This is a genomic window from Mesorhizobium sp. M0028 (assembly GCF_040323855.1).
Classification (GTDB): domain Bacteria; phylum Pseudomonadota; class Alphaproteobacteria; order Rhizobiales; family Rhizobiaceae; genus Mesorhizobium.
The window spans coordinates 106,385-125,601 of sequence record NZ_JAMYVG010000014.1 but is presented as its reverse complement, the minus strand read 5'-3'; the positions used below and the strand labels follow the sequence as shown (position 1 = coordinate 125,601).

The 19,217-nt window shown below is 62.9% G+C and carries 21 protein-coding genes and 1 pseudogene; 12 read left to right on the top strand and 10 right to left on the bottom strand.

Going from position 1 to position 19,217, the window contains the following annotated elements:
* Positions 1 to 32 precede the first annotated feature (32 nt).
* Complete coding sequence (locus NKJ93_RS23290) at positions 33 to 437, top strand: GFA family protein (RefSeq protein ID WP_352484328.1); 405 nt, start codon at positions 33 to 35, stop codon at positions 435 to 437.
* Positions 438 to 480: 43 nt separating this feature from the next.
* Here NKJ93_RS23290 and NKJ93_RS23285 read toward each other — a convergent pair whose 3' ends face one another.
* Positions 481 to 1,743, bottom strand: a complete 1,263-nt coding sequence (locus NKJ93_RS23285; protein WP_023718188.1) for a DNA recombination protein RmuC — start codon at positions 1,741 to 1,743, stop codon at positions 481 to 483.
* A 103-nt stretch (positions 1,744 to 1,846) separates the two neighbouring features.
* Between NKJ93_RS23285 and def the strand changes: the two genes are divergently transcribed.
* The 4 genes from def to truA are packed head-to-tail and all read left to right on the top strand — an operon-like array spanning position 1,847 to position 4,603.
* Complete coding sequence (gene def / locus NKJ93_RS23280; protein ID WP_023718189.1) at positions 1,847 to 2,377, top strand: peptide deformylase; 531 nt, start codon at positions 1,847 to 1,849, stop codon at positions 2,375 to 2,377.
* A gap of 16 nt (positions 2,378 to 2,393) precedes the next feature.
* Positions 2,394 to 3,323: a methionyl-tRNA formyltransferase gene (gene fmt / locus NKJ93_RS23275; protein ID WP_352548109.1), complete on the top strand. Its 930-nt coding sequence runs from the start codon at positions 2,394 to 2,396 to the stop codon at positions 3,321 to 3,323.
* Entirely contained in the window at positions 3,320 to 3,829 is a 510-nt protein-coding gene (locus NKJ93_RS23270; RefSeq protein WP_292662840.1) for a GNAT family N-acetyltransferase, read from the top strand. Before fmt ends, NKJ93_RS23270 begins: the two co-directional genes overlap by 4 nt.
* Positions 3,830 to 3,847: 18 nt before the next feature.
* Positions 3,848 to 4,603 carry a tRNA pseudouridine(38-40) synthase TruA gene (gene truA / locus NKJ93_RS23265; RefSeq protein ID WP_352591281.1) on the top strand — a complete coding sequence of 252 codons (756 nt, stop codon included), beginning with the start codon at positions 3,848 to 3,850 and terminating at the stop codon, positions 4,601 to 4,603.
* Here the strand turns inward: truA and NKJ93_RS23260 are convergent.
* Together NKJ93_RS23260 and dapE are read right to left on the bottom strand one after the other, a co-directional pair.
* Positions 4,585 to 5,193 carry a hypothetical protein gene (locus NKJ93_RS23260; protein WP_023718193.1) on the bottom strand — a complete coding sequence of 203 codons (609 nt, stop codon included), beginning with the start codon at positions 5,191 to 5,193 and terminating at the stop codon, positions 4,585 to 4,587. The genes truA and NKJ93_RS23260 overlap by 19 nt on opposite strands.
* 2 nt (positions 5,194 to 5,195) lie before the next feature.
* Positions 5,196 to 6,395 carry a succinyl-diaminopimelate desuccinylase gene (dapE, locus tag NKJ93_RS23255; RefSeq protein ID WP_023718194.1) on the bottom strand — a complete coding sequence of 400 codons (1,200 nt, stop codon included), beginning with the start codon at positions 6,393 to 6,395 and terminating at the stop codon, positions 5,196 to 5,198.
* A 129-nt stretch (positions 6,396 to 6,524) separates the two neighbouring features.
* On the opposite strand from dapE, the pseudogene NKJ93_RS23250 reads away from it, so the two are divergent.
* Positions 6,525 to 7,557: pseudogene (locus NKJ93_RS23250) on the top strand (2-dehydropantoate 2-reductase).
* Here the strand turns inward: NKJ93_RS23250 and NKJ93_RS23245 are convergent.
* The 4 genes from NKJ93_RS23245 to dapD form a co-directional block, all read right to left on the bottom strand.
* A complete protein-coding gene (locus NKJ93_RS23245; RefSeq protein WP_023718195.1) occupies positions 7,547 to 8,647 on the bottom strand; it encodes a GGDEF domain-containing protein in 1,101 nt (366 codons plus the stop codon). The pseudogene NKJ93_RS23250 and the gene NKJ93_RS23245 overlap by 11 nt on opposite strands.
* A gap of 233 nt (positions 8,648 to 8,880) precedes the next feature.
* The gene (locus NKJ93_RS23240) at positions 8,881 to 9,669 is read right to left on the bottom strand and encodes a hypothetical protein (RefSeq protein ID WP_352484325.1); all 789 of its coding nucleotides are present in this window, start codon (positions 9,667 to 9,669) and stop codon (positions 8,881 to 8,883) included.
* A gap of 21 nt (positions 9,670 to 9,690) precedes the next feature.
* Positions 9,691 to 10,062, bottom strand: a complete 372-nt coding sequence (locus NKJ93_RS23235; protein WP_031193743.1) for a DUF805 domain-containing protein — start codon at positions 10,060 to 10,062, stop codon at positions 9,691 to 9,693.
* Positions 10,063 to 10,086: 24 nt separating this feature from the next.
* Positions 10,087 to 10,941 (bottom strand): 2,3,4,5-tetrahydropyridine-2,6-dicarboxylate N-succinyltransferase, encoded by an 855-nt coding sequence (gene dapD, locus NKJ93_RS23230; protein ID WP_352484324.1) that lies wholly within the window; start codon positions 10,939 to 10,941, stop codon positions 10,087 to 10,089.
* Positions 10,942 to 11,086: 145 nt separating this feature from the next.
* On the opposite strand from dapD, the gene NKJ93_RS23225 reads away from it, so the two are divergent.
* Positions 11,087 to 11,926: an LOG family protein gene (locus tag NKJ93_RS23225; protein ID WP_023718198.1), complete on the top strand. Its 840-nt coding sequence runs from the start codon at positions 11,087 to 11,089 to the stop codon at positions 11,924 to 11,926.
* A 34-nt stretch (positions 11,927 to 11,960) separates the two neighbouring features.
* Here NKJ93_RS23225 and NKJ93_RS23220 read toward each other — a convergent pair whose 3' ends face one another.
* Complete coding sequence (locus NKJ93_RS23220) at positions 11,961 to 12,668, bottom strand: pyrimidine 5'-nucleotidase (protein WP_023677476.1); 708 nt, start codon at positions 12,666 to 12,668, stop codon at positions 11,961 to 11,963.
* Between the two features lie 161 nt (positions 12,669 to 12,829).
* Here NKJ93_RS23220 and NKJ93_RS23215 point away from each other — a divergent pair, with 161 nt between their 5' ends.
* Entirely contained in the window at positions 12,830 to 13,591 is a 762-nt protein-coding gene (locus NKJ93_RS23215) for a GGDEF domain-containing protein (RefSeq protein WP_023718199.1), read from the top strand.
* Between the two features lie 332 nt (positions 13,592 to 13,923).
* Positions 13,924 to 14,424 carry a MarR family winged helix-turn-helix transcriptional regulator gene (locus NKJ93_RS23210; protein WP_352591278.1) on the top strand — a complete coding sequence of 167 codons (501 nt, stop codon included), beginning with the start codon at positions 13,924 to 13,926 and terminating at the stop codon, positions 14,422 to 14,424.
* Here the strand turns inward: NKJ93_RS23210 and phhA are convergent.
* On the bottom strand, positions 14,419 to 15,252 hold the full coding sequence (gene phhA, locus NKJ93_RS23205; RefSeq protein WP_352591275.1) for a phenylalanine 4-monooxygenase: 834 nt from the start codon (positions 15,250 to 15,252) through the stop codon (positions 14,419 to 14,421). The two genes, NKJ93_RS23210 and phhA, sit on opposite strands and share 6 nt — an antisense overlap.
* Positions 15,253 to 15,392: 140 nt before the next feature.
* Here phhA and NKJ93_RS23200 point away from each other — a divergent pair, with 140 nt between their 5' ends.
* The 3 genes from NKJ93_RS23200 to NKJ93_RS23190 all read left to right on the top strand — a co-directional run bounded on the left by NKJ93_RS23200 (position 15,393) and on the right by NKJ93_RS23190 (position 18,139).
* Complete coding sequence (locus NKJ93_RS23200) at positions 15,393 to 15,869, top strand: Lrp/AsnC family transcriptional regulator (RefSeq protein ID WP_023718203.1); 477 nt, start codon at positions 15,393 to 15,395, stop codon at positions 15,867 to 15,869.
* Between the two features lie 102 nt (positions 15,870 to 15,971).
* Positions 15,972 to 17,519 (top strand): magnesium-protoporphyrin IX monomethyl ester anaerobic oxidative cyclase, encoded by a 1,548-nt coding sequence (bchE, locus tag NKJ93_RS23195; protein ID WP_352591273.1) that lies wholly within the window; start codon positions 15,972 to 15,974, stop codon positions 17,517 to 17,519.
* Between the two features lie 221 nt (positions 17,520 to 17,740).
* Positions 17,741 to 18,139 carry a RidA family protein gene (locus tag NKJ93_RS23190; protein WP_352495032.1) on the top strand — a complete coding sequence of 133 codons (399 nt, stop codon included), beginning with the start codon at positions 17,741 to 17,743 and terminating at the stop codon, positions 18,137 to 18,139.
* A 132-nt stretch (positions 18,140 to 18,271) separates the two neighbouring features.
* Here NKJ93_RS23190 and argB read toward each other — a convergent pair whose 3' ends face one another.
* Positions 18,272 to 19,165: an acetylglutamate kinase gene (gene argB, locus NKJ93_RS23185; protein ID WP_023677482.1), complete on the bottom strand. Its 894-nt coding sequence runs from the start codon at positions 19,163 to 19,165 to the stop codon at positions 18,272 to 18,274.
* Between the last annotated feature and the right edge of the window lie 52 nt (positions 19,166 to 19,217).

The window sequence follows — 19,217 nt, the reverse complement described above, 5'->3', positions numbered from 1 at the left end:
GATTGCGCGCAAAAGCTCCAGGAGGAACGAAGATGAAAATCGACGGCGGGTGTCATTGCGGCGCCATTACTTACGAGGCCGAGGTCGATCCGGAAAAGACCACCATTTGTCACTGCATCGATTGTCAGAAGCTAACCGGAACGGCCTTTCGCGTCACCGTGCCGGCGTCCGAGGACAATTACACGATCACCAAGGGCGCGCCGAAAATCTACATCAAGACCGGTTCGAGTGGTGCCAAGCGCGCTCAGGCATTTTGCGGTGAGTGCGGCTCGCATCTCTACGCCACGTCGGCGGGCGCGGGACCGAAGGTTTACGGCATCAGGGTCGGCACGGCATGGCAGCGCGATCAACTGGTGCCGAGAAAGCAGATCTGGCATCGCTCGGCGCTGCATTGGCTGCCGGAATTCGAAGGCACAACCATCATCGAGGAGCAGTAGCGCCAGACCGGGCGAAGCCTCGGCTCCGGTTCCGGCGTAGCTCTCAATCGTCGCCTTCGACGACCCTTAGCCTCAGCTGCCCGGTTTTCGAATCGGCAACACGCGCGCTGCTTTCCGCTTTTGCTCCGCTGCCATTCGACCCAGCGGTGTCCTCCGCCGGCTGCACGCCAAACTCCAGCGCCTCGATCTTTTGTCCGCGCCTGGTCACCTTCGATGTCGAGACGAGGATGTCCTCGATATCCTTGGCCGATTGACCGAAATGCGTCTGCAATTTGCGCACCCGCTCGTCGAGCCGAGAGACGTCTTCCATCAGCCGGATGACCTCGCCCTGGATCAGGTGCGCCTGCTCGCGCATACGGGCATCCTTGAGGATCGCCTGGATGACCTGGATCGACAGCATCAAAAGCGATGGCGAGACGATGACGATCCGCGATCGATGCGCCTTTTGGACAACGGCCTCGAAATTCTCGTGGATTTCGGCGAACACCGATTCCGAGGGCACGAACATGAAGGCAGTGTCCTGCGTCTCGCCCTGGATCAGGTATTTTTCGGAAATATCCCGGACATGCACCTCGATGTCGCGGCGGAAAGCCTGAGCGGCGGACTTCTGCAGGTCGGCGCCTTCGGCGGCACGGATGGCATTCCAGGCCTCGAGTGGAAACTTTGCATCGATGGCAAGCGACGGTGCGCCGTTCGGCATCTTCACCAGGCAGTCGGGCCGGCTGCCATTCGACAAGGTCGCCTGGAATTCATAGGCGCCGTGGGGCAATCCGTCGGCGACGATGGCTTCCATACGCGACTGGCCGAAGGCGCCGCGCGTCTGCTTGTTGGAAAGGATCGCCTGCAATTGCACGACCTGGCCGGCCAGCGACTGGATGTTGCCTTGCGCGATATCGATGACCGCCAGCCGCTCCTGCAGCTTGGCGAGGCTCTCATGCGTCGATCTCGTCTGCTCGGTCATGGTCTGGCCGAGGCGGCCGGTCATGGCGTCGAGGCGCTGGCCGATCGACTGGGTCAGTTCGGCCTGACGTGCCCCGAACACTTCGGCGATAGCGCCCATACGGCCCTGCATTTCCGCCTGGCTTGCCAAGATGCCGGCCATCCGCACCTCGGCGTCGCGGGCGTGGTCGGCGGCTTCGGCGGCCGCCATTGCACGCGCCTTGGCCGATCGCCAGAGCGCAATGACGAGCGCCACGAACAGGCCGAGGAACAGCATTGCGCCGAAACCCAGAGCATGGCCGAGCGTGATCGTGGTGGCGCCGAGGCGGGCGACAGGTTCGGACAGGATGGTGGCCAGATCGTTCATGCCGACAGCATAGATGATTCGGTCTGGCGGCACAGATCAAAACGTGAACGACCAGAAGGCGTCCCGGTTGACGCTTTTCCTGCGAGGTCTTAGGTGAGACGCCATGTCGATCAAGCCGCTTATCATCCTCCCCGATCCCGTCCTGCGTCAGGTTTCAAAACCGGTCGAGCGTGTCGACGGTGATTTGCGTAAACTGGCCGGCGACATGCTGGACACCATGTATGACGCGCCCGGCATCGGCCTCGCGGCGATCCAGGTCGGCGAACCCTTGCGCTTGCTGGTGATCGACCTCGCCAAGGAGGACGAGACGCCGGCACCGCACGTCTTCATCAATCCCGAAATCCTCGACAGCTCCGACCAGCGTTCGGTCTACGAGGAAGGCTGCCTGTCGATCCCGGATTACTATGCCGAGGTCGAGCGTCCGGCAGCGGTGCGGGTGAAGTATCTCGATCGCGACGGCAAGCTGCAGGAGATCGAGGCCGAGGGGCTGATGGCGACCTGCCTGCAGCATGAGATCGACCACCTAAACGGCGTGCTGTTCATCGACCACATCTCCAAGCTGAAGCGCGACATGGTGGTCAAGAAATTCAAGAAGCTCGCCAGGGACAAGGCGCCGGGCAAGATGGTGGGATAGGGGTCGACGAATGCCCCTGCGTGTCATCTTCATGGGTACGCCCGAATTCTCCGTGCAGACGCTGCGAGCGATCGCCGGGGCAGGGCATGAATTGGCAGCCGTCTACACGCAGCCGCCGCGCGCCGCAGGCCGGCGCGGGCTCGAGCTGACGCCGTCGCCGGTGCAGCGTGAGGCGGAGCGGCTTGGCATCGAGGTGCGGTCGCCGGTGTCGCTGAAGAGCGAGGCGGAGCAGCAGGCGTTCCGCACCTTGCGCGCCGATGTCGCCGTGGTCGTCGCCTACGGGCTGCTTCTGCCCAAACCTATTCTCGAGGCGCCGCGGCTCGGTTGCCTCAATGGCCACGCATCACTATTGCCGCGCTGGCGCGGCGCTGCCCCTATCCAGCGCGCCATCATGGCCGGCGATACCGAGACGGGCATGATGGTGATGCGGATGGAGGAAGGCCTCGACACCGGGCCTGTGGCAATGGTTGAAAAATGCGCCATTGGACCCGACATGACGGCCGGCGATCTGCACGACCGGCTGATGATCCTGGGTGCTGCGCTGATGGTGCAAGCGCTCGAACGGCTCGAGCGGAATACGCTGACATTTACCACACAGGCGGAGGTGGGGGTGACCTACGCCAAGAAAATCGATAAATCGGAGACTCGCATAGACTGGCTGCGACCTGCCGGCGACGTGCACAACCAGATTCGCGGCCTGTCGCCCTTTCCCGGTGCATGGTGCGAGGCCGAAATCGGCGGCCGCATGGAACGGCTGAAACTGCTTCGCTCGACGCTCTCGCAAGGCGCCGGCGAACCGGGAGGAATTCTCGATGACCGGCTGACGGTTGCCTGCGGGTCAGGCGCGATCAGGCTGGTCGAAGTTCAACGTGCGGGCGGAAGGCCCATTGCCGCGCAGGAGTTTCTGCGCGGGGCCAAGCTCGAAAAAGGGATGAAATTGTCATGAGCATGATGTCCATACGCGCGGCGACGCCGCGGGACCGCGAGGCGATCCGCCTTGTCGAAGAACACGCATTCGGCCAGCAGGCGGAGGCCGGACTGGTCGACGCGCTGGTCACCGGCGGTGATGCCGTCGTCGAACTGGTGGCGGACGAAGACGGGCAAGTGGTCGGCCATATCCTGTTTTCACGGCTCTTCGTGCAGAATGGCGGCAAGAGCTTCCCGGCAGTCGCGCTGGCGCCGCTGGCAGTCGAGCCGTCGTTCCACGGCACCGGCATCGGCGGTGCCCTGGTCCGCGAGGCTCATATCCGCCTGAAAGCCGCCGGCGAGACGCTCGCTGTGGTGCTCGGCGATCCGGCCTACTATGGCCGCTTCGGCTACAGCCGCGCCCGTGCAGCGAAATTCGAGAGCGACTACCAAGGCGAGGCTTTGCAGGCGCTTGCCTGGGGCGAGGCGCCGGAGACCGGCAGGCTGGTCTACGCCTCGGCCTTCGGCTCAGCCCTCGCCGCCTGATTTCGCCTCGATCCGGGAATGCCGCGTTTTCGCCTCGACATCGAATATGACGGCAGTCTCTTTGCCGGCTGGCAACGCCAGGCCAATCAGCCTTCGGTGCAGCAGGCGATCGAGCAGGCGATCGAGAAGTTCTGCGGCGAGCAGGTCTCTCTGCGCGCCGCCGGCCGCACCGATGCCGGTGTCCATGCGACCGCTCAGGTGGCGCATGTCGATCTGGTCAAGGCATGGCCCGGCGACAAGGTGCGCGACGCCGTCAACGCGCATCTGCAAGCGGCCAAGGCGCACATCGCCATCCTGAAGGCCGCCGTCGTGCCGGATAGCTTCGATGCGCGTTTCTCGGCGATCGGCCGCCACTATCTCTACCGTATCGTCAACCGCCGCGCGCCAGCAGCGCTGGACAAGGGCAAGATCTGGTGGGTACCGAAGCAGCTCGATGCCGCCGCCATGCACGAAGCGGCAAAAGTGCTGCTTGGCCGGCATGATTTCACCACCTTCCGCTCGACCCAGTGCCAAGCCACCAGCCCGGTCCGCACGCTCGACCGGCTGGATGTCAGCCGGGCGGGCGATTTCATCGAAGTCCGCGCTTCGGCGCGGTCATTCCTGCACAACCAGGTGCGCTCGATGGTCGGCTCGCTCAAACGTGTCGGCGAAGGCGGCTGGGCCATTGCCGACCTCAAGGCCGCGCTCGAGGCGCGCGACCGTGCGGCCTGCGGTCAGGTGGCGCCGCCCGACGGGCTGTTTCTAGTCGGCGTCGATTATCCGACGCCTGGCTGATCCGGCACGCTGATACCGAGCAGCGCCTGCAGGCCGAACAGGACGATCAGCGACGCCACGAACATGCCGGCAAAAACAGCGCTGCCGACAGCCGCACCCCTGCCGATGGCAACGTTGGTCATCCGCCAGGTCAATACCATTGACAGCGCGAACAGCAGCAGCGACACCAGCCCGGAGACTTCGTTGGCCGATGTCAGGAAAAGCCGGATCAACGCCGATGGCAGCATCATCCAGGCGATGATCGCCGAGGCCCAGTTGCTGGCGACGACATAATGGACGAAACGGCTGCCGACGCCGACCCGCGGCGCGACCAGGGCCAGGCCGATGAGCGGCAGCACCCAGGCGCCGATATCGACGGTGGCCAGCCGGATCAACATGCTGAAACGGCCGACGAATGCGTCGGGATCGCCGATCTCGTTGGCAATGCCGACCCAGCCGACGATCAATGCCGGCGCCGCGACGACGATGGCAAAAAAGGAGTTCCAGAAACCGTCCGCCGAAAGGTCGAGCAGGCGAAATCCGTCGGCCTTGCCGAGCATCAGCCGCCAGGCGCCGGCAAGCGAAGCATAGGTTTCATCCGCTGAAAGCATCACTAGGATATGTCCTGCGCAAACCAGTCTTCAACGAAGCGCAGATAAATCTGCGTCAGCGTCTCGAGATCGGCAATCGCCACACGTTCGTCGACCATGTGCATGGTCTTGCCGACCAGGCCGAATTCGACCACCGGACAATAATCCTTGATAAAGCGGGCATCGGAGGTGCCGCCGGAGGTGGAGAGCGCCGGCTTCCTGCCGGTCACCGCTTTGACCGAACCGCCAAGCGTCTCGATCAGCCTGTCGTCGCGTGTCAGGAAAACATGGCACGGCCCGTCGCGCCAGACGATCTCGTAGTCGACCGGCGTCTTCTTGCCGGCGCGGTATTTCTTGCGTTTCGCCGCCCGGTCGAGGCGGTTGTGGATCTCGGCCTGGATCGTCTCGGCGGTCCATGTGTCGTTGAAGCGGATATTGAAGGTAGCTGCTGCCTTCGCCGGGATGACGTTGGTGGCGGGATTGCCGACATCGATGGAGGTCACCTCAAGATTCGTCGGCTGGAAATCCCTTGTTCCGTTGTCGAAGACGGGGTGCAGCAAGGCGTCGACCAGCGTCACCAGGCCGCGCACCGGATTGTCGGCTAGCTGCGGATAGGCGGCGTGGCCCTGGCGGCCGTTGACGACGACCGTGCCCGATAGCGAGCCGCGCCGGCCGATCTTGATCATATCGCCAAGCGCGTCGGGATTGGTAGGCTCGCCGACGATCGAGGCATCCCATTTCTCGCCTTTGGCGGCCGCCCATTCGAGCAGCTTCGTCGTGCCGTTGATCGCCGGGCCTTCCTCATCGCCGGTTATCAGCAGCGAGACCGACCCCTTCGGGCCGCCCTTCTGCTCGACATGTCGCGCCACCGCCGCGACGAAACAAGCAATGCCGCCCTTCATGTCGACGGCGCCGCGGCCGAACATCTCGCCATTGGCGATCTCGGCGCCAAAGGGCGGGTGCGTCCAGGCTGCCTCGTCGCCCACCGGCACCACGTCGGTATGGCCGGCAAACATCAGATGCGGGCCATTGCCGGAACGCCGCGCGTAAAGGTTCTCGATGTCCGGTGTGCCGGCTTCGGAAAACACCGGTCGCTCGACCGCAAAGCCGAGCGGCTTCAACATCGCCTCCAGCGCGCGCAGCGCACCGCCTTCGGCGGGCGTCACGGAAGCACAGCGGATGAGTGCAGCGAGATTTCTAACCGGATCGGTAGGCAGCATCATGGGCAAAAGCGATAGTCGAAAGCGCAAGGTCTGTCACGGCCAGACGTGAGGGCCAGCCATGCCGCCGACATTATGGTTTTCATGTCGTATAATTGCGGCAAGGTCTCTCGACCAGAACAGGGCCATCGCATGGTCACGCGTGGCAAGACGATCGTAATCGCCGGTGCCGGCAGTATCGGCTGCTACGCCGGCGGCTGCCTGATACTTGCCGGGCGAAAGGTGTTTCTGCTGGCGCGACCGCGCGTCGAGAAGGCCCTGCAAGAAGCTGGATTGCGCATCACCGACCCTGACGGCCGCGACCGTTCTGTCAAACCGGACGCATTGTCGGTCACCGCCGATCCGGCGATAGCATTCTCCGATGCCGATGTCATTTTGGTAACGGTCAAGAGCGGCGCGGCGCAAGACATGGCCGGGCTGATTGCCGCCCATGCCCGACCGGACGTGGTGATACTCAGCCTGCAGAACGGCGTCGACAATGCCGATAAATTGCGAGCCCATCTCACCGCCCAGCCGGTGCTCGCGGGCATGGTGCCGTTCAACGTGGTCCAATCGCCGGAGGGCGAATTGCCGCTTCGCCTGCACCGCGCCAGCGGCGGCAAAGTGATGATCGAACAGGGCTCGGCGGGCCTTGACGAACTGCTTGATGTCGAGGGGTTTGCCGTCGCGACGCATGGTGACATCGACGCGGTGTTATGGGACAAGCTGCTGCTCAACCTCAACAACGCGCTGGTGGCGCTTTCCGGTCTGCCGCTGGCGGCAGAGCTTGCCGATCGCCGCTGGCGGCTGATCCTGGCCGGTCAGATCGACGAAGCATTGGCGGCAATGACGGCGACAGGCATCGAACCCGCTCGCATCGCCGGCCTGCGTCCCGCACTGCTGCCGAAAGTGCTTCGCCTGCCCGACGGGCTGTTCAAGTTCTTGGCGCGGCGGATGCTTGCCATCGATCCGGCCGCGCGTTCGTCGATGTGGGATGACCTGCGGCGCCGCCGGTCGACGGAGATCGGCGAACTGCAAGGCGCGGTCCTGCGTTTGGCCGAAAAGGCCGGCACGCCGGCGCCTTTGCTGAAGCAATGTCACTGCACTGGTGCGCGCGGCCGAGCAGGAGAGGCGCGGATCGCCTTGCTTGCCGCCGGAAGCTGTCGCTGCGACCGTCAGATCGTAGCCCGCACAGGCGCCCAATAACGGCCCTTGCCGGTGCGCTTGGCTTCGTAGAGTGCATGGTCGGAACAGGTGAGCAGGATTTCCGGATCGCCGCCGTCGGCGGGTGCAAAGGCGCTGCCGACGCTCAAGCCGACATGGATGGCGGAACCGACCCCGAGGTCGAAAGGCACCGAGACCTTTTCGATGGCCCGCTTTGCCAGATAGGTGGCCTCGATCTCCGAGGTTGCGGGCAAAAGGATGACGAATTCGTCGCCGCCGATACGGAAGACCACGTCCCCCGGCCGGAAGCCGCGCTTCAATCGTTCGGCCACCTTGCGCAGCAGCACGTCGCCGACCGCATGACCAAAACGGTCGTTGACCTGTTTGAAGCCGTCGAGGTCCATGCTGAGCACGGCAAACGGCTTGCCGCCATTGGCGGCCGGCGCCGCAAGGTCGCGGCACATGTCGCGCAATTTTTCCTGCAGGAAGATGCGGTTTGGCAGGCCGGTCAGCGCGTCCTTGATCGCCAGGTCGCGATTGTCCAGCTCGGCGCGGATCATGCGGGCGTTGATTGCGTGGTTCTGAAGCAGCACGATGATGACGCCGGCCACATAGAACGGCGTTTGAATTCCGACGATCGGCATTCCGGGCGCTGCGGAAAACAATGCACCGACCACGTAAGGCAGGCTTACGGCCAACATGACGAATATGGCGAAGCGCGGGGTGGCCGCATTGCGTGACGACACCACGCCAACGACACCTGCGACATTCAAGGCGGCAAGTACGGAAAGCGCCATATTCCCGCTGGCAACACAGCCATAGCAGCCGAGGCCGAAAACGACCGACCATACACCGCTGGCTGCCATCAGGCCCGCCAGCGGCCCTTTCGAGCCGCGCCTGCGGGCCTGCTCGCATTCCCGCATCAGCAGAACGCGGACGACGAAAAGCATCAGGTCGGCTGCGATCCAGGCGTAGGGCCACCAATCCTTCGTGGCAAGTGCGGCGCTGACCGCAACCACCAGAACGCTGATGGTGCCGAACAAGACTGCGAATTTGCGGTCGAAAGTGGTGTCGAGAAGCCGGGCGCGGACGGCTTCCGGTTCCAATCTCATCGGCGAAGAGAACCAGGCAAACAGGCGAGCGGCGGCGCTCCACGTTTTGCGCGGCTCCTTGGTGGTCAGGGATAGGTCGCTTGCCAGTCGAGCGCTCCGTGCCGGTCGACACAGTTTTCGCCGGCATGCTGGGCCAGGGTGATTAACATTCGCTTAGAGCGTCCGGCGCAAAACCGGGGTTTCGGAACTCCCCGCTCTGCCGCTCTAGCGGATCTGCCGCCGGCTCGCGGGTCTTAGCTTGCCGGCCCCGGTCGTCTGCGGACTGCAGGCCGACGCGGCGGACCCGGCTCGGGATCGGTTTTCTTCGCATGTGCCGGCTGCCCATGAGGGGTTTCGATCAGCGTGATCTTCTGCCAGATCTTTCGCGACAGGTTCGACGCCAGGTTCTCGATGTCATTGACGCCATCGATGACCACGGCGTCATTGACCGACTGGGCAAACAGCGCGGCGATCTTGCCGGTGATCGACAACATTTCGGAGCAATAGTCGAGATAGCGGGCAAGGTCGGCGGCGTTGGTGATGCGGGCTGGCGAATGTGCAGTCGGCTTGAAACTGGCTGAAAGTGCTGCCGGATCCTTGGTCAGCTGGTGCATGTCGATGACGTGGATGAGCGACCGCAGCCCGTGGAGTTGGCGGAACACCCGCTTGCGCTTGATCCGCTCCTCGGAGCGGATCAGGGCCAGGAAGCCCAGCACGGCGAGGATGATCATGTTGAGGGAGGCTTCGATGCCTTGCACCGACTGGAAGGCATCGTGGTTTCCCGAGATGCGGCCGAGCGGCAGGATTGTGCCGACGAACAGGAACATCAGCGCTCCGACGACGAAAGCGGCGATGATGAGGCCGCGCAGCCACCAGATCGGCGCCTCCAGCGCCTTGGCTGCCTTTGCCAGATCGCGCGACAGCGACACGAGCTCGGCGGCGACGCCGCGCAGGCCTGCATCGGGAAAGCGCTCGGCGACGCGCTCTTCCAGCCGTTCGGCGGTTTCGAGGATCAGTTTCGAATCAAGCGAGCGGTAGCGCATGACGAAATGTCCGATTGGCGCTCAGGGTTCGGCCGGTGCGTTGGTGCGCTTGCCGTAGCGGTTGGGGCCTGGGTCACTTTTGAAAAAAGCCAGGATAAAAAGCAGGACGAAGCCGATAATGAGAGAGATCAATGCGTAATAGGCAGGCTTGCCGAAATCATGGAACCGCTTCGCCGTTAGCGCAAAGGTCGACCATGTCGAGACGAACACAGCGATCCATAAGGCGAGCGCCCAATACTGGCTCGCGGCAGTGCCTAACGGCGTTCGCGCGAACTGGTAGAGCAGAAAGAGTTGAACGATGACCGGCAAGAGGCCAGCCAAAACATAAGCGCTCGGATTCACCCGCCCAGAAAGGCTGAAGAAAAGCCATAGGAATTGAGGTTTGTCAGTCAACCCGGTGCATCCGTTCTCGGGAGATCAATCGCGCAGCAATTCGTTGATCGAGGTCTTGGAACGGGTTCTTGCGTCGACCCGCTTGACGATGACGGCGCAGTAGAGGCTGGGGCCGGGCTCGTTGTTTGGAAAAGGCTTGCCCGGCAGTGAGCCGGCGACGACGACGGAATTGGCCGGCACTTCGCCGTAGAAGATCTCGCCGGTGGCGCGGTCGACGATCTTGGTCGATTGGCCGATGAAGACACCCATGCCGAGCACTGAGCCCTCGCGAACAATGCAGCCCTCGACCACTTCGGAACGGGCGCCGATGAAGCAATTGTCCTCGATGATGGTTGGGCCGGCCTGCATCGGCTCCAGCACGCCGCCGATACCGACGCCGCCCGACAGATGCACATTCTTGCCGATCTGGGCACAGGAGCCGACCGACGCCCAGGTGTCGACCATGGTGCCGCTATCGACATAGGCGCCGACATTGACGAAGGACGGCATCAGCACGGCGCCCGGCGCGACATAGGCAGAGCGGCGCACGATCGACGACGGCACGGCGCGGAAGCCGGCCTTCTCGAAATCGACGGCGCTCCAGCCGTCGAACTTCGAAGGCACCTTGTCCCACCATACCGCCTGACCGGGACCACCCTTGATGATCTCCATCGGGTTGAGCCGGAAGGACAGCAGCACCGCTTTCTTCAGCCACTGGTTGACGTGCCATTTGCCGTCGGCCTGCCGCTCGGCGACGCGGGCGACGCCCCGGTCGAGCAGGTCGAGCGCCGATTGGATGGCCTCGCGCGTCTCGCCGCGGGTTGCGGTCGAAATGGTGTCGCGTTCCTCGAAGGCGTTCTCGATGATCTTCTCGAGACTCGCGAGATCGGGCTTCGACATGAATTCGCTCCATTACCAAGCTGTTAAGGGCCGGCGCCTTAACCTGTTTGAAAGTCGCGCGGACCCTATGTGAAGGCTTGGGGAGGGTCAATCGCGGCAGCGTCACGGGACGGCGCAAGTGAATGATTGGACGGGTAAAGCAAATATGACTCCCATGGAAAAGGCGGGGTGGACGCCGCTACCGCATTCGGACGAGGATCTGGAGCGGTCGAAAAGCGTGCCGGACACGCCGCAAACGCGCGCGGAGACATATCGGCTGGCCTGGAACGACCCCGATTTCATGACGCGGCGCGAGTTGCGCGCGGTCAGGCTGCAGCTCGAACTGCTGAAACCGGAGATGATCCTGGCCGAGCGCGGCATCCAATCGACCGTCATCCTGTTCGGCGGCGCGCGCATCCCCGAGCCCGGCGGTGAAGCCTGGGCGGCCAAGAACGAGACGCAGAAGAAGAATCTCGAGCAAAACAGCAAATACTATGAGGAGGCGCGCAAATTCGCCCGCCTCTGCTCGCAGCAGTCGGCCACTTCGTACTATCGCGAATTCGTCGTGGTGACCGGCGGCGGGCCTGGCGTCATGGAGGCCGGCAATCGCGGCGCCGACGATGTAGGCGCGCCGTCGATCGGTCTCAACATCGTGCTGCCGCACGAGCAGGCGCCAAACGCCTACGTGACGCCGGAACTCTGCTTCAACTTCCACTATTTCGCGGTCCGCAAGATGCATTTCGTCATGCGTGCCAAGGCCGTTGCGGTGTTTCCCGGCGGCTTCGGTACGATGGACGAGTTCTTCGAGACGCTGACCCTGATCCAGACCGGCCGCATGGAACGGGTGCCGGTCATCCTGTTCGGCAAGGCTTTCTGGGCACGGGCGATCGACCTCGATTTCCTCGCCGAGCAAGGTACGATCACCCCCGGCGACCAGGACATCATCGATTTCGTCGACACCGCCGACGAGGCCTGGGGGATCGTCAGCCGCTTCTACAAGCTCTGATATGCAAGCAAGAATTTGAAGCGCGCCGACTGCCTCAAGCGGGGACTTCGACGATCGCCGTGAGAAAGCCGGCGAGATCGTCGGTGACGAAGTCCACGTCGTCCTCGTTGGCCGGGTCGCGTTCCCAGATTTCCGAGAAGGTCGGCTCGAAATTGCGCGGCACCACCAGCACCGTGGTCATGCCCAGCGATTTCGGCACCGACAGGTTGCGGGCGAGGTCTTCGAACATCACCGCATTTTGCCCGGTGACGGCGTGGAGTTCGGCAAATTTCTCGTAGGATTGTCGCGCCGGCTTGGGGTTCAGCCCGGCTGCGACGATATCGAAAATGTCGTCGAAATGCTCGAGAATGCCCAGCTGCCGCGCGGTGCGTTCGGCATGCCGGCGATCGCCATTGGTGAAGATGAATTTGCGGCCGGGAAGCTGGCGTATGGCGGTGCCGAGGACGGGATCTGGCACCAGCCAGGAATAATCGATGTCGTGGACCTTCTCGAGAAAGTCGTCGGGGTCGATGCCGTGGCGCGTCATCAACCCGTTCAGTGTCGTGCCGTATTCCCGGTAGAGCTCCTTCTGCAGCTTGCGTGCTTCCTCGCGCGGCAGCGTCAGCAATTCTCCGACATAGGCGGTCATCTTCACATCGATCTGCGAGAACAGATTGGAATGGTGCGGATAGAGCGTGTTGTCGAGATCGAACACCCAGTCGGTGACATGGGCAAAGCGGGCGGGGTCGGGAAGCGTGGTCATACCGTCCTTATGGCACGAAACGATCTTTCTAACAGGAGGTTTATCCACAACCTATGCGCGCCCTGGGTGGTGAAAATGGTGCCGTGATTAAAATCTTAAGCATCGCCGAAAGGTGACATTCAGCGCTTGCTGGCACCAAGACGGACCAGTGGGAGCAAGCGATGAATCGCATATTTCTAAAGTCTGCCGCCATCGCTTTCGCCTCCGTCGCCGTCTCACTTTTGCTGACGCTGATCGTCGTGCCGGCAATGGGTTTTCCGATCAATCGCACCATCTGGTTGACGTCTACCGTATGCCCGCTGGCTCTTGCCTGGGGCGCCGGCGCCTATACGGTCTGGCAGGGCGAAAGGTTGAAGACCGCGCATCGCGAACTCGCCCGCGCCCATGCCCAGCTCGCGGCCGCCCACAGGCGCTTGGCGGAAAAGGCGAGCCGCGACGACATGACCGGTATGCTCAACCGCGAAAGTTTCTTTGCCGCCCTCGACGGCTCTCGGCGTAAATCCGATCGCGGGGCATTGCTGATCGTCGATGCCGACCATTTCAAGACCATCAACGACAGCTACGGCCATCTGATCGGCGACGAGGCGCTGCTCCTGATCGCAAGTGCGATAGAGCGTGGCGTGCGCAGCGGCGATGTCCTTGGCCGCATCGGCGGTGAGGAATTCTGCGCCTTTCTGATCGGCGCCACCGAACACGAAGCCAGGCGCGTCGCCGAGCGCATCCGCCGTGAAGTAGAGCGTATCCGTTTCCGGCCCGTCGACGAACGAACCGTTCCGCTGACGGTCAGTATCGGCGGGACCACCTGCGGCGAGGACGCCGCAGTGTCGGAGCTGATGCGCGCCGCCGACCAGCGGCTCTACGAGGCCAAGCATCGCGGCCGCAACCTGTCGATCATCGATCGTGACATTTCCGAAGCGGCGTGAGCTCAGCCCTAAGCCTTGTGCTGGAAAAATTCTACCCTATCAGAATTCAACCGCGCCGCGGCCAGTGCTGTCAAAATCCGAAGATGGCGATGCGGAACAGCAGGGCAGCGGCCGCCAGCGCGACCAGTGCAATACCAAGGCCAATGGGAGAACCCCAGCCATACCATTCCATCGCCAGCTTTGCGTATTTTGAATTCTTCGGCCGGTGTGAGTGGGCCGCGCGTCTGGTTCTGGTTCATTGTCCACTCCTTGCGTGCTGCGACAGGCCGTGCCTTGCGCCCGACGCAGCATATTACTATAATGGCCGTAATGTTAGGCAAATTGATAGTTAGATGATCGAAATAAACTCGTCAAGCATGAATCGGGCCGACATGAAGACGGCCATCAGCCTCGCCATTATGGGCTGGCAGGACGCGACGCAGGCTTATGACGAGGCAGTAGGCGATAGGCTTGAGCTGAGTACGGCGGAACGCCATTGCCTGGCGCTGCTCTATGGCGGCCCGCAATCGGCTGGGGAGGTCGCGGCCGCAACAGGGTTGACGCCGGCCGCAGTCACCGCGCTGATCGACCGGCTGGAGGCGCGCGGCCTGCTGACACGAACGCGCAGCCTCGAGGACAGGCGCAAGGTGGTCATAGAGGCGACGGAACTCACGCGAGAACTATCGGCGCGCTATTACGGTGCGATCGCGCAGGAGGGAGAAAAGGTGATCGCCACATTTAGCGACACCGAGCTGGCCACGATCCTGCGCTTCGTCACCGCGTCGCTCGACCTTCAGCGCGACCAGCTTGCCCGGCTGAAATCCGAGGCCCTGGAAACAGCCGACAGCCTATAGGCTCGCCGGGTCGAGCGCCGGCTCGCCTTTGCGGCGCGCCACGATCGCCGCAAGATCGGCGGTCTCGAAAGCATCACGCAGCACGTCGAACGACGGCAGCACGAAATAGGCACGCTGGAACTTGTCGATCTCGTAGCCGGTGCGCATTACGGTTTCCAGGTCGAAGGCGACATGGTGCGCCTCGCCGCCTTCGACCGCGAACTGAAGCTCGGTGAAGGATGACATCAGCCCGGCGCCGAAAGCCTTCAGCGGCTGGCCCGGCTCGCGTATCAGCCCGTATTCGACGGTGTACCAGTAAAGCCTGGTGATCATCTCGTCGCCGCCGACCGCAATCACGCTGTCGGCCTTCTTGCCATACATCTGCATGAAGTCGGCAAAGACCGGCTGCGTCAGGATCGGCACGTGACCGAAGAAATCGTGGAACATGTCGGGCTCGACAATGTAGTCGAGCTCCTTTTGGGTTCGCAGCCAGTTGGTGACCGGGAAGCGACGGTTGGCGAGGTGGTCGAAGAACGGCTGGGCGGGAATGAGCCCCGGCACGGCGACGATCTCCCAGCCGGTGAGCTTGCGCAGCTTCTCGCTGACCTCACCGAAATCCGGGATCTTGTCGAGAAGGCCGAGCGCCGCAACGCCATCGAGATAGGAATGGTGGGCGAGCTTCCTGGTCAGCTTCGTCTGGCGGTCGCACAGCGTGCGCCACACCGCCTGTTCTTCGTCGCTATAATTGTAGCCCTGCGCCACGGTGAAATCGGCACGGCAGACCGAATAATCGCCGCGAAGGCCTCGCGCCGCGCATTCGCGGGCGTAGTCGGCAACGTTCATCGTCATGGCTTGCTCTCCCTGGAAATCATGATCAGCGGATCGTCGGAAATTCTAGCCGGATGGCGCGAGGCAAATCAGCTTTGATGGTGGCTCAAATGCGGGGTTGGAGGTAAAAGACTCCACGATCGAGCTTTGGGAGAGTGAAAATGCCTCAGTTTGACGAATTCGAGATCAAGATGCTCGACAGCCTGCAGCGCGACGGGCGCAAGCCGGTATCCGAACTGGCGCAGGAGATCGGCCTGTCGACGACACCTTGCGCGCGGCGCTTCGAGGCGCTTCAGCAGGCGGGCATCATCAAGGGCTTCGCCGCGGTGCTCAGCCGTCGCGCCGTCGGGCTGATGGTCGAGGTGTTCATCCAGGTGCGCCTGACCAGCCACAGCGACGGCTCGCCCGAAAGCTTCATCGCCGCCGTCCAGCGGATGGACGAGGTGTCCTCATGCTGGACCATGACCGGCGATCATGATTTCCTGTTGCATGTGATGGTGCCGTCGGTCGACGAGCTCAATGCCTTCGTCATGCACCGGCTGATGCGGCTCGAAGGCGTGCGCGACGTCCACACCCAGCTTGTGCTGCAGAACATCAAGGGGCCGGGCCATGTCCCGCTTGCACATCTCAGACGGTAGGCATTTCTGCGGAAAAGCTGCACACAAACTGCTGAAGCGAGCCAATCTCCAGCGCTAGATCGCCGACTACGACATGCGGACCGCCATTGCATAAGGTCCGCCATGAAAATCGTCCTGATCAACCCGCCACATACGGCCATCGGCAGCCGTGTGCCGGACGACCATCTGCCGCCGCTCGGTTTGCTGGCACTGGGCGGTCCGCTGATCGACGCGGGACATCAAGTGCGACTTGTGGACGCCGAATTCGGGCCGATGCCGCTTGCCACGCTGGTCCGGGACGCCTTGAGCGATCATCCCGACTGTATTCTGATCGGCCATTCCGGCTCGACCTCTGCGCATCCGACAGCCCTACTGATCGCCGGCATGGTCAAACACATCGACCCGGCGACAATCCTGATTTATGGCGGCGTGTTTCCGACCTATCACTGGCGCGACATACTGGCCGAAACGGAGGCCTTCGACTTCATCGTTCGTGGCGAGGGGGAGGCGACCATCGTCGCGCTGGTCGAAGCGCTTGAAAAACGCAAGCCGCTGTCGGATGTGGCGGGCATCGCCTTTCGCGACGATTTGCGCCGGCCTTTTGCCACCAAGCCGGCAAGGACGATCGCCAATCTCGACGACTACCGCATCGGCTGGGAACTGATCGATATCACTCGCTATAGCTATTGGGGAGGCAAGCGTGCGGTGGTCATGCAGTTCTCGCGAGGCTGTCCGCATCTGTGCAACTATTGCGGCCAGCGGGGGTTCTGGACGCGCTGGCGGCACCGCGACCCCGTGAAGTTCGCGCGGGAGATTGCCTGGCTATACCGCGAGCACCGCGTCGAGCTGATCAACCTTGCCGACGAGAACCCGACCTCGTCCAAAAAAGCCTGGCGCGCCTTTCTCGATGCGATGATCGCCGAGAATGTGCCGGTGCTGATCGTCGGCTCCACCCGCGCCGACGACATCGTCCGCGACGCCGACAGCCTGCATCTCTATCGCAAGGCCGGCGTCATCCGCTGGCTGCTTGGCATGGAAAATACCGACGAGCAGACGCTCCAGTTGATCCGCAAGGGCGGCAGCACCTCATCCGACCGCGAGGCGATACGGCTGCTGCGCCTCAACGGCATCTTGTCGATGGCGACCTGGGTGGCCGGTTTCGAGGACGAAAGTTTCCGCGACCTCTGGCGCGGCTTCCGCCAGCTGATCGCTTATGACCCCGACCAGATCCAGGCGCTCTATGTGACGCCGCACCGCTGGACGCCGTTCTTCAGGATTGCCAGGGATCGCAAGGTGATCCAGCTGGACGCCCGCCTGTGGGACTACAAGCACCAGGTGCTGCAGATGACCCGCCTCAAGCCGTGGATGTTGTTCTTCGCCGTCAAGCTGATCGAACTGGCCGTGCAGTCGCGGCCCAAGGCCTTGGCGCGCATCCTGTTCCACAAGGATCCGGAGCAACGGCATTCGATGCGCTGGTACACCAAAATGGGCCGCCGCGTCTGGTTCCGCGAAGTCTGGGGCTTTCTGGTTCGCGACCGCCGCCTGAAGAATGGCCCGACGCTGGCCGAATTCTGGGGCGCGCCGCAGGACGAGGAAGAGGAATCGATGGTGGTCGCGCACCCGGCGCGCAGGCTGACACCGCCTGCGACCACGATTTCGTCGCGCGCCTGACCGGCTCGGGCAATCTTTTAACAAGCATACGCAACGTATGTATATTGACATACGGAATGTATGTACCCACTTCGGGATACGGGACGGATATCAGCGACCGCCCCGGAAAATGGAACGCAGCGATCCAAAACCCCGAAGTCTTGCGGGCGGCTCTCACCTTCTCGGAGAAGCCACATCGCGATGGTCGGGACCGGCCTGCCTTGTCTGATTGGAGTGAAACAATGACCAAACGCGATGCGATCTTCCCTGCCGGTCGGCAGGCCCTCTACGAAGTCAATCGCTATTCGGCGGCGATCCGCTCAGGCGGCTTTCTGTTCGTCTCGGGCCAAGTCGGCAGCCGCGAGGACGGATCGCCGGAGCCAGCCTTCGAAAAGCAGGTCCAGCTTGCCTTTGACAATCTCGCGGCGGTGCTGAAGGCCGCCGGTTGCACGTTTGACGACATTGTTGACGTGACCACGTTCCACACCGACCCGGCCAAACAGTGGGAGGCGATTGACGCCGTTCGACTTAGGGCGATCGGTGAACCGCCCTACCCGAACTGGACCGCGGTGGGGGTGAATTGGCTGGCGGGCTTCGATTTTGAGATAAAGGTCATCGCGCGCCTTCCTCAGCCCGGATGATCGATTGGCGGCGAGCGACGAAGGCGGAGACTACCTAGTCGACCGTTCGCCCGCCCGCCTGTCTCGACAAGCGCTGCGATGGTGATCGGATGGTCTTCCGGTCTGTCGCGGCGTTGAACAGACTGAGGCCACTCACGGCACGATCAGCGTGCCGGCGCCGTGTTCGGTGAACAGCTCGAGCAGCACCGCATGCGGCGTCTTGCCGTTGAGGATGACGACGCCAGCGACGCCGCGCTCGATTGCCTCGATGCAGGTTTCAACCTTGGGGATCATGCCGCCCGAGACCGTTCCGTCCTTGATCAGGGCCTTGGCCTCGGCCACGGTCAACTCGTCGATCAGCTTCTTATCCTTGTCGAGCACGCCGGGCACGTCGGTGAGAAACAGCAGGCGCGTCGCCTGGCAGGCGCCGGCGATGGCGCCGGCAAAAGTGTCGGCGTTGATGTTGTAGGTATGGCCGTCGCGGCCGGGCGCCACCGGCGCCAGCACCGGGATCATTTCGGACCGCGCCAGGAGGTCGAGCAATGTGCGGTCGACCTCGACCGGTTCACCGACGAAGCCCAGGTCGAGCACCCGCTCGATGTTGGAATCAGGATCGATCATGGTCTTGCGCGCCTTTTCGGCAAACACCATGTTGCCGTCCTTGCCGCACAGGCCGATCGCCCACTCGCCCTCGGCATTGATCAGCGCGACGATTTCCTTGTTGATCGACCCGGCCAGCACCATCTCGACAATCTCGACGGTCTTCTGGTCGGTGACACGCAAGCCGCCCTCGAATTTGGATTCGATGCCCATCTTGCTGAGCATGGCGCCGATCTGCGGCCCACCGCCATGCACGACGATCGGGTTGACGCCGGATTGCTTGAGCAGTGCGATGTCGCGGGCGAAGGCTTTGCCGAGCGCGATGTCGCCCATCGCGTGGCCGCCATATTTCACCACGACTGTCTTGTTCTCGTAGCGCTGCATATAGGGCAGCGCCCTTGAAAGCAGCGCGGCCTGCATTTCGGCGGTGGCGGCGACATCCGTCATCGGCGTGGTTCCCAGCTTGGCATGAACGGCGGCGTCTTAGCGGGAATTGGAC